This is a genomic window from Nocardia sp. NPDC088792, from assembly GCF_044750615.1.
GTDB lineage: Bacteria > Actinomycetota > Actinomycetes > Mycobacteriales > Mycobacteriaceae > Nocardia.
Genome location: NZ_JBIVKC010000009.1, coordinates 105819 through 119334 on the forward strand (window position 1 = coordinate 105819; position 13516 = coordinate 119334).

Consider the following 13516-nt stretch of genomic DNA (forward strand, 5'->3'; position numbering starts at 1 on the left):
GGGATTGGTGTGGACGCTTTTTCGTTTCGGGGTGGGTCAGAAGAGGGTGGGTTCGCCGAAGCCGGGGGTGCGTTCTATTTCGAGGAGGCGTTGTTTCGTTGATAGGCCGCCGGGGGCGGAGAAGCCGTGGAGGGCGTGGTCGGCGGCCAGGACTCGGTGGCAGGGGATTATCAGGGGGATGGGGTTGCGGCCCAGGGATTGGCCGACCGCTTGGGAGCCGTGGGGGGCGCCTATGCGGGTGGCTATCGCGCCGTAGTTGAGGGTGTGGCCCGGGGGGATGGCTCGGGTTACCTCGTAGACGGCGCGGTCGAAATCGTTGAACTGGGTGGTGTTCAAGGGGATCCAGTGCAGGTCGTCGAGGTCGCCTGCCAGGTGGGCGCGGATGCTCGTTATGACCCTTGCGATTTCGTCGGTGGGGGTGGCTTCGCGGAGGTCGGCGAGGCGGTGGCGGCGCAGGATGTGGGAGAGGGTGGCGGCCGGGTCCGGCTCGGGGAGGGCGAAGCGGAGGACGCCGGAAGGGCCCCAGGCTATGGCGCAGGAGCCGATCGCGGTGTCGAAGAGGGCTGCCGAGGCTAGCGGGCGGGCCGGGGCGGACATGGAGTCAGTGTGCCTCAGGGGTACGACAACGTCTGGCGGGAAAACGTCACCTATTCCGAATAATGGAGGTCCAGTTGGTTAGAACTGGACTGATTCGCCGCGGCAGGGGATCTCGTCCAGGTGGGCGAAGGGGTGCGGCTTGGCGCCGCGGGATTCGGCCCGGCGGTCGGGGTCGGGGGATTCGAGGCGGGCACGGACGGCGGTCAGGTCCGAATATTGGCGTGCCGCATCATATTCGGCGACTGACCAGTCCGACATGGGAGCATGCGGGCGGTAGCGCTCCAGCATGCGGCCCCAGCGTTCACCCGGGGCGGGGGCGAAAACGTAGACGAGGCCGGCGAAGCCGGCGACGATCACGAGGGAGACGAGCAATGAGAGCATGGGTCCATAGTCGGCCCGGCTGGACTTGAAATAAATATCCAGTGCCCGGATACTGGCCTGTATGGCGACACGAGTGATCGGCGCGGCCAGCCTGACGCGCGACCTGGGACGGTGGCGGCACGACGAACCCGGCGCGGCCGACAATGCCAAACGACCCACCCGGCCCGCGTATGTGGCGCTCGCCGAAAGCATCCGGCTGCTCATCCACGACGGCCGCGCCCCACTCGGGGTCGCGCTCCCCAGTGAACGGGATCTGGCCACCAGCCTCGCGGTCAGCCGCACCACCGTCACCTCCGCGTACACGCTGCTGCGCGAACACGGCTACCTGATCAGCCGGCAGGGCTCCCGCAGCACCGTCGCACTGCCACCGAACGTGGTGCACGACGGCTCCAAACCCGCCCGCAGCATTCTCGCCATGATGGCGCAGCCCGAACTGCCCACCATCGACATGACCTACGCCGCCATGACCGCGCCCCTGGAACTCGAGGACGCGTATTCCGCTGCCCTGCAGGGCCTCCCGACCTACCTGGGCACGCACGGCATGGACCCGGTCGGTGTGCTGATCCTGCGGGAAGCCCTGGCGCGCAGGTACACCGAGCGCGGCCTGCCCACCGAACCCGATCAGATCCTCATCACACTCGGCGCACAGCACGGACTGCGCTTGCTGCTCAACGTCCTCACCACGCCCGCCGAACGCGTGCTCATCGAACACCCCACCTACCCGAACGCCATCGAGGCCATCCGGGATGTGGGTGCGCGGCCGGTGCCGGTGCCCATGCGCCCGGACGGCTGGGATCTGGACGGAATCCGCAGTGCCGCACGGCAGACCGCCGCCAGCGCCGCCTATCTGATCCCCGACTTCAACAATCCCACCGGCCTGCTGCTGGACGCCGAGGGCCGCGCCGAACTGGCCGCCATCGCCCGCGACACCCGCATGACGGTGATCGTCGACGAATCCATGGTGGACCTGGATCTCACCGACCGCGAATCCGCGCCGCCCGTAGCGGCTTTCGCGCGCGGCTCGGAGATCGTGACCATCGGCTCCGCGTCCAAGTCGTTCTGGGGTGGCCTGCGGGTCGGCTGGGTACGCGCCAATCAGCCGCTCATCACCAAACTGCTCGGCACCCGTTCCACGGTCGACCTCGGCACGCCGATCATGGATCAGCTGGCCACCGTGTACCTGCTGCAGAACGCGGACCGGATCCTCACCCGGCGCCGGGATCAACTGCGCGCCCGCCGCACCGTCCTGACCGAAGCCCTGGCGGAGGAGCTGCCCGACTGGCACATCAATCCGAGTGCGGGCGGTATGTCGCTGTGGGTGCAACTGCCTGCCCCGGTCTCCACGGCGCTCGCCGCGACCGCCCCCAACCACGGCGTATTGCTCGCCGCCGGACCACGTTTCGGCGTCCAGGGCGCGTTCGAACGCTTCATCCGCCTCCCCTTCACGCATGAGGAGCCCGACCTGCGCGTGGCGGTGAAATCGATCGCCGCCACCTACGCGGCCCTCACTCCCCGCGCCGCCGACCCCCTGGCCCCGCTCACGCCGCTCTACTGACCAGAACCCGGTAGAAAACTCTTCGCCCCACTACGGAAAACCGTAGTGGGGCGAAGAATTATGAACAGCCGCAGCCGATTACGCCAAGATATCGTGGCAGACGATCGTCTGGTCGCGGCCCGGGCCTACGCCGATGCACGAAATCCGCGCGCCGGAAAGCTCTTCCAGCCGCTTCACGTACGCCTGCGCGTTGGCGGGCAGATCCTCGAAGGTGCGCGCCCCGGAGATGTCCTCCCACCAGCCCGGCATCTCCTCGTAAATGGGCTTGGCGTGGTGGAATTCGGTCTGCGTGGTCGGCATCTGCTCGACGCGTTCGCCGTCGATCTCGTAGGCGACGCAGATCGGGACGGTGTCCAGGCTGGAGAGCACGTCCAGCTTGGTGAGGAAGTAGTCGGTGATGCCGTTGACGCGCGTGGCGTAGCGGGCGATCACGGCGTCGAACCAGCCGGTGCGGCGGGCGCGACCGGTGGTGACGCCGACCTCGCCGCCGGTCTTGGCGAGGTAGGTGCCGGACTCGTCGAACAGTTCGGTCGGGAACGGGCCGGAGCCGACGCGGGTGGTGTACGCCTTCAGGATGCCGAGCACGACCCCGATCTTGTTGGGGCCCACGCCCGCACCCACGGCCGCGCCCCCGGCGGTCGGGTTGGAGGAGGTGACGTACGGGTAGGTGCCGTGGTCGACGTCCAGCAGGGTGCCCTGCGAACCCTCCAGCAGCACGATCTCGTCGCGTTCCAGGGCCTCGTTGAGCAGCAGGCGGCTGTCGGCGATGCGGTGCTTGAAACCCTCGGCCTTCTGCAGCACCTCGTCCACCACCTGCTGCGGGTCCAGCGCGCGGCGGTTGTAGATCTTGACCAGCACCTGGTTCTTGAATTCCAGTGCGGCCTCGACCTTCTGGGTGAGGATCTTCTCGTCCAGCACGTCCGCGACGCGGACGCCGACACGGGCCACCTTGTCCTGGTAGCAGGGGCCGATACCGCGGCCGGTGGTGCCGATCTTCTTGTTGCCGAGGAAGCGCTCGGTGACCTTATCGATGGCCACGTGGTACGGCATGATCAGGTGCGCGTCCGCCGAGAGCAGCAGGCGGGAGGTGTCCACGCCGCGCTCTTCCAGACCTGCGAGTTCGGCGAGCAGCACGCCCGGATCCACCACCACGCCATTGCCGATGACGTTGGTCACACCGGGCGTGAGGATGCCGGACGGGATCAGATGCAGCGCGAAACTCTCGCCGTCGGGCAGGACCACGGTGTGACCCGCGTTGTTGCCGCCCTGGTAGCGGACAACCCACTGGACCCTGTCACCGAGCAGATCGGTCGCTTTGCCCTTGCCCTCGTCGCCCCACTGGGCGCCGATCAGCACGATTGCCGGCATTTCGAAGTCTCCTACGGGTTCGACACGCAGCACTCGCGATGCTGCAGCTACCCGCCATCAGAAGGCGGTGGCCGGAGGCACAGTCTAGTGGATGCCCGCATACCCCCTGGTGTGCGGTCCGGCCCGCGGGCAACCCGACGTAACGGATAGGCAGCGAGACCAGCGTGGCTATTGAGACGGGGCTATGGTGGCACGGGGAGAGGGACCAGGGGATCCACCGGAACACAGCGAGGCTATTGGTGTTGTTGTCAGGTCAGAGGAGGGTGTTCGGCAGTTGAGTACCCATGTTCTCCGCTGCGACGGCGCGCCGGTACCCATCGCGCTGGCCTCACTACCCACCACTCAGGCCTCGGCCATCCCGGATGCCACCGCGCTCGACGAACTCCTGCCGGTGATGGCCGCCGACAGCCTGCCGCGCCTCATCGTGCTCGGTGAGGATGCCGGGCTGGCCGCCGTGCTCACCCATCTGCTGCGCACCGAACGACTCGGCGTGGAACTCGGGTACGTGCCCGTCGACCGCACCTACGGGTCCCGCGCCTACGAGACCGGCACCGGATCCGCCGCCGCCAAGCGCGCGCTGGAGGGTAAGGCGCAGGAGACGCCGCTCGTCCGGGACGACACCGGCAGTGTGCTCATCGGCCGCGCCACCATCGTCGGCGAGCGCGGGCAGAAGCTCGAGGGCGAGGCCTACGTCGACGACACGCGACTGTTCACCGGAAAGGTCGCGGCCCTGCATATTTCACCCATGCTGGAACTGCCGGGCCTGCAGGCCACCGTGCAGCGTGGACTGCGGAAACGCCGGTGGATCGAGGGCCGCGCGCTGCAATTGGGCACCAGCGGTGCGATTGTCACGCGGGACGGCATCACCGCCGATCGGATCGTGAAGCGCTCCACGTTCTATCGACACCACGAGCCTTGGCTGCTGGTGCGGTGATCCGGCAGCAGAATGGTGGGGCGGCCACAATCAGGCCGACCAGTCGGGTGCGACCGCGCACCCCTCAGCCATGGGAGCCGCTGCAGTGAACTACCCCCGTGCGGTAGGCCGTACCTCGGGCGCCGTGCGCCCCAGCCCGATCTTCCTGCTGGTCGTGCTCGTCGCCGTGGGCGGCGGCGTGCTCGCCTGGAACAGCGATATTCATTCGCAGCAGGCCAAATTCGCGGTGTTCCTGATGGTGGTGGCCGGCTGGATCGTCTCCATCTGCCTGCACGAGTTCGCGCACGCGTACGTCGCGTACCGGGCCGGGGACCGCGAAGTGGAGCTGCGCGGATATCTGACACTGAACCCGCTGAAATACAGTCACCCGCTGCTGTCGATCGCGCTGCCCATCCTGTTCATCGCCATCGGCGGCTTCGCGCTGCCGGGCGGTGCGGTGTACGTGCATTCGCACGGCATGCCGCCGCGCACCCAGCGGCTGCTGAGCGGGGCCGGACCGGCCGTGAACGCGGTGTGCGCGATCGTGCTGCTGGTGGTGGTGAGCCTGTTCGGCAGCTGGGATTCGCATCTGACGTTCTGGTCCGGGCTGAGTTATCTGGCGTTCCTGCAGATCATCGCGACGATTCTGAATCTGCTGCCGGTGCCGGGCACCGACGGGTACGGGATTCTGGAGCCTTCGCTGAGCTACGAGACGCGGCGGTCGCTGGATCAGATCAAGCCGTACGGCATGTTGATCCTGTTCGCGCTGTTGATCGCGGTGCCGCCGGTGCGGGACGCCTTCTACGGCATCGTCAACGCCCTGTTCCAGCTGTCGGGTGTGCCGACGGCGTGGCGGGTGAACGGTGATGTGCTGACCCGCTTCTGGACGTAGCAGGGCCGGACTCCCCCCTCGCGAGCCCGGCCCTTGCTCGAACGTTAGAGCCGGGCAGGCGAATCGACGCGAGTAGCGGACTACGCGAAGATCGGGCGGCGCTACTCGCAGTCAGTCGATCGGCGTCACGTACGGGTGCGGGACCGTGGGCGGCAGCAGGGCCATGGCGGACAGCCGGCGCACCCCGCACACCTGCATGAGATCCACCACGATCGAACGCAACTGGGCGAAGACGACATGCGCGGAAATGCCCGCGCCGTCGACCAGATCCTTGGTGGCGGCCTTGCCGACCGAACGCAGGACGCGGGTCGCCTCGGCGGCGTCAGGTTGTTCGCCCGGATCGGCCAGCATCATCTTGCGCACCACTTCGATGGCCAGGCTCAGCTTTTCGACCTGCTGGATGAGGCGCGGGTCCAGGACCTCGTCGTCCTGCACCGAGCTCAAGGCGCGGCGCAGCAGGACACGGGTATTGCGGACCGCATTGTCGAGCGGGTCGGCGGTGGCGCGCAGGCGTTCGAGGCGGGCGCGAGAGTTCCAGTACAGCGGGGAGATTCGAATGATCTCCTTACTGCCTTCGAGGGTGTTGCGCAGAGAATCGATGGGCGCCTGGGTATTCCGGGCCGCGTCCAACCCCGCCTTGATCTTCTCGGAGTCGTGTTCGAGCAGGCCGTCCGCGCCCTGCTGCAGCGCCTTCGCCATCACGTCGAGAATGTCGGCCGCCTGCTGCCGTGCCCGGCGCACCGGATGCAGCGGAATCGCCGCGACCACCACGATGCCCACCAGGCCGCCTACCAGCGCGTCGATCATGCGCAAGCCGGAACCGCCGGTGCTGGGCGGGATCAGCGTCGCCACCAGGACCGCGGAACTGGCCGCCTGCATGGTGATCACCGGGCCGCCGTCCAGGAACACGGCCGTGCTCATGGCGATCACGACCAGCAGGCAGATCTGCCAGGTGCCGGTACCGACCTGGGAGACGAACAGGTCACCGACGCCGATGCCGAGCGCCACGCCGACGATCAACTCCACCGACCGCCGCAAGCGGGTACCGAACGACACGCCGATGGAGATCATGGCCGCGGTCGGCGCGAAGAACGGGCGCGGATGGCCGATGATCTCGTGCGCGATGAACCAGGCCAGCCCGGCGCCGACCGCGCACTGCACGATCGGCAGCAGCGACGAACGCACCCGCGTACCGGCATTGCGCATGCGGGCGATACTGCTGTCCTTGGCGGCGTCGAAGGTTTCGCCTAGACCACTGCTCAAATCGCGGATCTCAGTCCAGGCCGAGCTCGGCGGCAGCGCGCGGATCGCAATCCTCGAGCAGGTCGAGGCAGCGCGCGTACTCCTCGGTCTCGCCGACGATGCGGGCCGCGCGGGCCAGCGCGCCGACACTGCGCAGGAAACCGCGGTTGGGTTCGTGGCTCCACGGGACCGGGCCGAAACCCTTCCAGCCATTGCGGCGCAACAGGTCCAGGCCGCGGTGGTAGCCGGTGCGGGCGAACGCGTACGCGGCGACGGTGTCGAGGTTGATCTCGTCACCCCCGCGTTCGAGCGCGGCCTCGGCGAGATACGCCCAGGCGATGGAGGCCGAAGGATGCGCCGCCGCGACCTGCACCGGGTCCCGGTTCTCGAGCAGCGCGTCCTCCGCGTCAGTGTTTTCGGGAAGCAAGACAGGCTGCGGTCCGAGCAGATCACCGAAGGAGGTCATGCCGATCATTCTGCACCGCCGCCCGGAATGCTCAGTAGGCTGACCGTCTGAATCACCAGTTCCGCCGAAGTGAGGGGTATGCGCGTGTCCGACTCGAAAGACGACCAGCAACGGCACAACCCGGCCGGCCGACCCGCCGAGCCCGCCGATGCTGCCCAGGACACCACCACCCCCGCCGACGCCACCTCCCCCACCGAAGTGATCCGCACCCCCGGCAAACCGGGCACACCGGCCCGCGACAGCGACTCCGGCGGCGCGAGCGGATCCGGCTTCGCCACCATCAACTACGACGCGGCCCGGCCCGCCGCCCCCGGCGGCCCCACCGCCCGCATCCAGAACGCCAACCCCAACCGCCCGACCACCCCCAACGCAACCCCCCAATCCGCGGACGCCCCCACCCAGATCTTCGCCGTCCAAGGAAAACCCCAGCCCCCGAACCCCTCCGGACCCGACGCCGGCACCACCCGCATCGACATGCGCCAAGCCGGCCTCGGCAAGAACGGCCCGGGAAACGCCGGCGAACAAGGCGATTCGAGCCGCACCCCCAACCCGCCCGCCGCAAGCCGCCCCGCCCCAGCCGGTGGCGCCGCACCGCAGTACCGGCCAGGAATCGTCGGCAACCCGAACACGCCCGGCAACGCCGGCAAGCGCGGACCGGGCAACGCCGCTCAGCCCGGCCCCATATTCGCCCGGCAGAGCGGCTCCAACCGACCCGGCCCGGCTGGACAGCAGGGCAGCGCAGGAAATCAACCCGGACAGACGGCCGCTGCGTCGACAGACCGACCAGGCGGACAAGGCAGCTCGGGCGCACCGAGCGGCGGTCCGGCCGGCGGCGGAAACCGTCCCAGCCAAGGCGATTCGGTAGCCGCAGCGGGTGCCGCTGCGGCTACCGGCGGTGGAGCCCCCGCAGGTGAAGGTGCAGGACAAGGCAGCTCGAGCGGGCCGGGAGCCGGACAGGCAAGCGGCGGAAACCGGCCTGCCCAGGATGGCAGCGCAGTCGCATCCGGAAGCGCACAGAGTCGGCCGGGCGACGCCGCACCGGGCAGTGACGGGGTCGCTGCGGGCGGAAGTGCAGGACAAGGTGCCGCCACTGGCTCGCCGCAAGGTAGTCGGACTGCGGGCGGGGCGACAGCCGGGCCCGCTGGACCAGGATTGGCAGGCGGCGGAAACCGGCCTGGCCGAAGCGGTTCGGCAACCGCGACCGGCGGCGGACAGAGCGAGCCGGGTGGCGCTGCCGGCGCTGCAGGCGGAAGCGCGGGGCAAGGGCAGTCGGGTGGCGCGGGGCAACGCGCCGTTGGTGGCTCGCCGCAAGGTGATCAGTTAGGTGGGGCGACCGCCGGACCAGGCGGACCGGGATCCGCAGGCGGACAAGGCCGTTCCAGCGAGCCGGCGGGCGCAGTGGGGACCGGACAGGCAGGCGGCGGAAGCCGGCCTACTCAGGACGGTCCGGCAGCCACGAGCAGCGGTGGACAGAACCGACAGGGTGGCGCGGGAAATCAATCCGGGACCTCCGGGCCGGGATCGGCTGGCGGACAAGGTCGCTCGAGCGGCTTGGCTGGTGCGCCGCAGGTTGGGCAGGAGGGCAGCGGGAAACCGGCTGTCCAGGATGGTGCGGCGAGTGCATCCGGTGGTGGACAGAACCGGCCGGGTGATGCCGGGGCGGGCAGTGGTGGGGCAACTGCGGGCCGAGAGGTGGCCGGCGGATCGCCGGAAGGTGGTCAGGCTGTGGGCGGGGCAACCAGCGGGGCTGGTGGATCGGGATCGGCCGGCGGACAAGGTGGCGCGGGAAAGCAGGGGGTGCGTGCGCCTGGTGAGTCGGGAGATGGTGGAGGAGAAGGGCGTTCGGGGCAGGGGTCCGGTGGCGGGACGGCGGCCGGAGCCGCTGCCGTAGGGGCTGCTGCGGCGGCTGGGGGTGCTGCTGTAAGTGGCGCGGCGGCGGATGAGAAGGCCGGGCGCGACGGGGCTGCGGCGGGTGCTGGAGCCGAGCAGCAGGGGGCCGAGCCGGGGAAGGGGAAGGCTGGGGCTGCGGAGGCGGAAACTGTTGCTATTCAGCAGGTTCCGGGGGTGGATGATGCGCCTACGACGATGATGCCGGTGGTTACGGGGGATCAGGCTACCGAGAAGATTCGGGTCAGTGGGCCGCAGGGGCGGGCGGTCAGTAAGTTGCCGCAGACGCCTCGGGATAATTCGGGGCCGCGGAATGTGGGGCCGCGAGGTGGGGCGCCGGGGGTGGACGCGCCGGTGGAGGAGACTCGGCCGGCGGCGCCGCCGCGGCCGCCTATGGGGCCTCGGCGGCCGGCTACTGCGCCTTCGCCGGCGGATATGCAGCCGACCATGCCCGCGCAGCCTATCGGTGGGCCGCGCGTCACCGGACCGAATCGGGTTGGCGGACCGCAGGGACCCGGTCAGGCCGGACCGCAGGGGCCCGGTCAGGGCGGACAGCAAGGCGGGCCGCAGGGGGCGGGAGTTGTTGGAGGGCAAGGTGGATTGCAGGACGGCGGGGCGGGGCGGCCGTTGGCGCCGCCGCAGCGGATTCCTGCCGGTGGGGTGAAAGATGGGCAGCCGCAGGGTAATCCGGTGGCTGCGCCGCAGCAGGTGGCGGCTGGACAAGGGGCGGCCGGGGGCGGCACACCGCGGAAGAAGGTGTTGATCATTGCCGGTGCGGCGGTGGCCGTGCTGGTGGTGGTCGTGGGCGTGATTGTCGGGGTGGCGATGAATTCGTCGGACAATTCGCCTGCGGCGCAGGTCAAGACGGCGATAACGACGTATACGAGTGCGTTGTCGTCTGGGGATCTGGACAAGTTGCGTGGGATCACTTGCGGGTCGCAGCACGACTTCTATCAGAATATTTCTGCTGATCAGTTTGCGGGCGTGTACAAGACGTCGAAGGAGCAGAAGAGTATTCCGGTGATCAAGAGTGTGGATGCTGTTCAGGTGACCGGGGACAAGGCGATCGCGCAGGCCACCGTCTATACGTCGGATCCCGCCAAGACGTCGGCGCGGACGTTCGATCTGGAGCATTCGGCGGATGGCTGGAAGGTGTGTGATCCGCCGGCGCAGCACTGAGCAGACCGGTCGTTTTCATTCGTTGCGGCCCCGGCGGATCACATTTCCGCCGGGGCCGCGGCGTGTCCGGTGTGTCTCTGTCGCACTTTCCGCCCGTCTCGCGATGAACGTCACAAACACCTGGTCATCAGACCTACGCGCCGGTAGCATGTGCCGGATTGTCTGGGCCAGCCATGAGGGCATCCGACGCCGCGCGGCTCTCCGTCGTAGCGGCCGTGCGCACACCGAAGTGCCGCGGGCCCACCGGGATTCGAATTTGCAGGGAGCTGAACACCATGCCGGAGACGGCAGAGGCGGCCACCGCCACCGCAACTGAATTGGTCGGCCGGCACTTCCGTGTCCGTGATCACTATGACGTCGGCCGCGAGAAGGTCCGTGAGTTCGCGCGCGCAGTGCGCAACGACCACCCCGCCCATCACCACGAGGCCGATGCGGCCGAACTCGGTTACGGCGCACTGCTCGCCTCGCCGACCTTCGCGTCGGTGATCGGCGCGGCGACCACTCGCTCGCTGATCGGCACCGTGCTCACGGAGTACGACGTCTCGCAGATCCTGCAGACGGATCAGATCTTCGAGTTCGTCCGCCCGATCATGGCCGGCGACCATCTGGCCGTGGATGTGGTGATCGAGAACATCCGCAGCTACGGCGACAACGACTTCATCACCGTGAAGGTGACGCTGTCCGATGTCGAGAACCGGCCGGCGCTGATCGCGACCACCACGATCGTGGCCCGCAAGGGTGTGGAGATCGATCCGGAGTCGGTGCAGACCGTGTCCGGCGTCGTGATGCACGGGCACGTGGCGGATGCCGACGGCACCACCGATCCGACCGGCCTGATCCTGCTGGCCCCCGAGGACGTCATCGAGCTCGACACACCGGCCGCCGCGCTGCCGGTGCACACCGAGCCGAAGGCCGCGACCCTCACCGCCGGAACCGAGCTGCCCGCCGCCAAAGTGCCCGTCACCCGCGGCGACCTGGTCAACTACGCGGGCGTCTCCGGCGACCCGAACCCGATCCACTGGAGCGATGCCGCCGCCAAACTGGTCGGCCTGCCGACCGTGGTCGCGCACGGCATGCTCACCATGGGCCTCACCGCCGGTTTTCTCATCGACTGGCTGGGCGACCCCTCCGCACTGAGCAAGTTCAGCGTCCGCTTCTCCGGCTTCGTCCCGGTCGAGCCGACCGCGCCGACCATCGTCGAACTCACCGGCAAGGTGAAGTCGGTGGACGCCGAAAACCACACCGCCACCATCATTCTGGGCGGTACTTCCGAGGGTAAGAAGCTGTTCGGCCGCGCAGTGGCCGAAATCCGGCTTTCCTGATTGAAACAACTCTCGTAGCTCTCAGGGGCTTACGCCCCTGAAACCCCGAAGAGGGCAGGACGAGAGCGGGCCGCACTTCAAGTGCGGCCCGCTCTTTTACGTGGTACGACAACTCAATTCATGGTGGCATGCATCAGATAGACGTTGTAGTCGCTCCAGGTCGACATCGTGAAGTAGAGGTCCTTACCCGTCGACCACGGGTGGATGAATCCGCCGTACAGCTCCGGGAATTGCAACGCCGAAACCGTGGTGGCGCTGTCGGACCAGACGCCCTGCGGCGAATCGGATTCCCGCACAACGAGAGCCGCCTTGGCGGTATCCAGGTAACTCATCTGCCACACCTTGCGGTCGGCGTCGTAGCGGACCGACAGTTCCCCCGCGGGCGCGTCCACGATCGGGTCGGCCGACACGAATCCGTCTGCGGGCGTCCACGATCCGCCCTTCCAGTACTGGTAGGCGGTCACGTTCAGCACCTGATCCTTGGGCACGCGCGCCAGCCCCACCGCGCCGAGCCGCGAATTGGGGATGCCGAACATGTACACGTAGTCGCCCTGCGGCACCATGGCCGTCACCTGGAAGTTGGAGACGCCGAAGATATTGTCCCAGCGCGCATGTGGATCCTTGGTCCAGTGCTCGCCGTGGTCGTCGGAGTAGGCGATGCCGCCGTAGTTGGTGTACCAGGTGCCCGGAAGGCTGTTCCAGGTGCGAATCGACATGTAGCTCATGTACTGCCGGTCGCCGATGGCGAAGCCGGAGGTCGGGATCGTGGTGATCTCGATATTGTCCAGCTTCTCGCTGCTGAGCAGTTCCGAGGCGTGGCACCGGTCGTCGGTGACCATGCGGTCGAAGACGACGCCGCGGGACAGGTCCTTGTTGCTGCTGAAGGCGAGCAGGTTGCTGCGCCAGTCCTCGCCCATACCGCCCGGCGGATGGAAGTCGCGGCCGACGGTGTCGCCGAAGGCCATGGCGATCTCACCGGGTTTGCTCTCCCACATGATGCCGAGGTCGGTGCCCTGCACCTGCCAGCGCTTGTCGGTGCGGTTGATCGAGTCGGCGCCGGTCACCTTGGCGACCTCGGTGACATTGCCGATCTCGGGTGCGGGCCGGGCAGGCGCCTGGGGCGCCGGCTCGATGGCCGGATGCACCGGCTCCGGGCCCGGCGGTACCGCGGGCGGATTCGGGTTGGGGAACGCGAAATTGAACGCCTGCGGCCGGATCACGAGCTTCGGCAGGCCCAGTTGTTCGAGGACACCGGGTGCGGGCGGCGGGCCGTCGGTGAGGTCCGGGCACGGGTTGACGCACGGGTCCGACGGCAGCTCCATCTTCACGCGTTCGACGGGTTCCACCGCCGGGCCGGGGTCCACGGTCACCACCGGGTAGGAGAACGGCACCTCGAGGGTTTTGGGTACCAGTGATTCGTGTACCGGTGCCGGATCGGTCTTACAGGGCCCGATACCCGGAAGGCCTGCCGGTGCAGCGGAATCCGGTGTCGCCGAGGCGACCGGCCCGTCCACTCCGGCGAGTACACCCGCTCCGAATACCAGCGCTCCCGCAGCTGCCAGCAGCCGCATGGCCATCCATTCAACCTCTCGACATCGGGCTCACCGGACACATCCGGCGCAGAACCCTACCCCCGGCGGCCGGCGATGCGGCGGCACTCGCCCAAGATCGACCGAATCGATACCCGCGCCGCGCCGGTCCGCCCTTCGCGAAA

General features: G+C 68.4%; 12 protein-coding genes. 6 read left to right on the plus strand and 6 right to left on the minus strand.

Annotated elements, in window-relative coordinates; translation table 11 throughout:
- Positions 1-36: 36 nt before the first annotated feature.
- Positions 37-597 carry a methylated-DNA--[protein]-cysteine S-methyltransferase gene (locus tag ACIP5Y_RS45365; RefSeq protein ID WP_400359972.1) on the minus strand — a complete coding sequence of 187 codons (561 nt, stop codon included), beginning with the start codon at positions 595-597 and terminating at the stop codon, positions 37-39.
- Between the two features lie 78 nt (positions 598-675).
- A complete protein-coding gene (locus tag ACIP5Y_RS45370; RefSeq protein WP_400359974.1) occupies positions 676-978 on the minus strand; it encodes a hypothetical protein in 303 nt (100 codons plus the stop codon).
- 61 nt (positions 979-1039) lie between these two features.
- Between ACIP5Y_RS45370 and ACIP5Y_RS45375 the strand changes: the two genes are divergently transcribed.
- On the plus strand, positions 1040-2533 hold the full coding sequence (locus ACIP5Y_RS45375) for a PLP-dependent aminotransferase family protein (protein ID WP_400359976.1): 1494 nt from the start codon (positions 1040-1042) through the stop codon (positions 2531-2533).
- Positions 2534-2611: 78 nt separating this feature from the next.
- On the opposite strand, the gene ACIP5Y_RS45380 is transcribed toward ACIP5Y_RS45375, so the two are convergent.
- A complete protein-coding gene (locus ACIP5Y_RS45380) occupies positions 2612-3901 on the minus strand; it encodes an adenylosuccinate synthase (RefSeq protein WP_400359978.1) in 1290 nt (429 codons plus the stop codon).
- 274 nt (positions 3902-4175) lie between these two features.
- On the opposite strand from ACIP5Y_RS45380, the gene ACIP5Y_RS45385 reads away from it, so the two are divergent.
- Positions 4176-4835: a hypothetical protein gene (locus ACIP5Y_RS45385; protein WP_400359980.1), complete on the plus strand. Its 660-nt coding sequence runs from the start codon at positions 4176-4178 to the stop codon at positions 4833-4835.
- Positions 4836-4920: 85 nt separating this feature from the next.
- Positions 4921-5706, plus strand: a complete 786-nt coding sequence (locus ACIP5Y_RS45390) for a site-2 protease family protein (RefSeq protein WP_400359982.1) — start codon at positions 4921-4923, stop codon at positions 5704-5706.
- Between the two features lie 111 nt (positions 5707-5817).
- Here the strand turns inward: ACIP5Y_RS45390 and ACIP5Y_RS45395 are convergent, their stop codons facing one another.
- Together ACIP5Y_RS45395 and ACIP5Y_RS45400 are read right to left on the minus strand one after the other, a co-directional pair.
- A complete protein-coding gene (locus tag ACIP5Y_RS45395; protein WP_400360282.1) occupies positions 5818-6912 on the minus strand; it encodes an aromatic acid exporter family protein in 1095 nt (364 codons plus the stop codon).
- 67 nt (positions 6913-6979) lie between these two features.
- Positions 6980-7414: a DUF3151 domain-containing protein gene (locus ACIP5Y_RS45400; RefSeq protein WP_400359984.1), complete on the minus strand. Its 435-nt coding sequence runs from the start codon at positions 7412-7414 to the stop codon at positions 6980-6982.
- An 874-nt stretch (positions 7415-8288) separates the two neighbouring features.
- Between ACIP5Y_RS45400 and ACIP5Y_RS45405 the strand changes: the two genes are divergently transcribed.
- The 3 genes from ACIP5Y_RS45405 to ACIP5Y_RS45415 all read left to right on the plus strand — a co-directional run bounded on the left by ACIP5Y_RS45405 (position 8289) and on the right by ACIP5Y_RS45415 (position 11802).
- Positions 8289-8738 carry a hypothetical protein gene (locus tag ACIP5Y_RS45405; protein ID WP_400359985.1) on the plus strand — a complete coding sequence of 150 codons (450 nt, stop codon included), beginning with the start codon at positions 8289-8291 and terminating at the stop codon, positions 8736-8738.
- A 1253-nt stretch (positions 8739-9991) separates the two neighbouring features.
- Entirely contained in the window at positions 9992-10480 is a 489-nt protein-coding gene (locus tag ACIP5Y_RS45410) for a hypothetical protein (protein WP_400359987.1), read from the plus strand.
- Positions 10481-10755: 275 nt separating this feature from the next.
- Positions 10756-11802 carry a fused (3R)-hydroxyacyl-ACP dehydratase subunits HadA/HadB gene (locus ACIP5Y_RS45415; RefSeq protein ID WP_400359989.1) on the plus strand — a complete coding sequence of 349 codons (1047 nt, stop codon included), beginning with the start codon at positions 10756-10758 and terminating at the stop codon, positions 11800-11802.
- Positions 11803-11915: 113 nt separating this feature from the next.
- Here ACIP5Y_RS45415 and ACIP5Y_RS45420 read toward each other — a convergent pair whose 3' ends face one another.
- Positions 11916-13379 (minus strand): DUF4185 domain-containing protein, encoded by a 1464-nt coding sequence (locus ACIP5Y_RS45420; RefSeq protein WP_400359991.1) that lies wholly within the window; start codon positions 13377-13379, stop codon positions 11916-11918.
- Positions 13380-13516 lie beyond the last annotated feature (137 nt).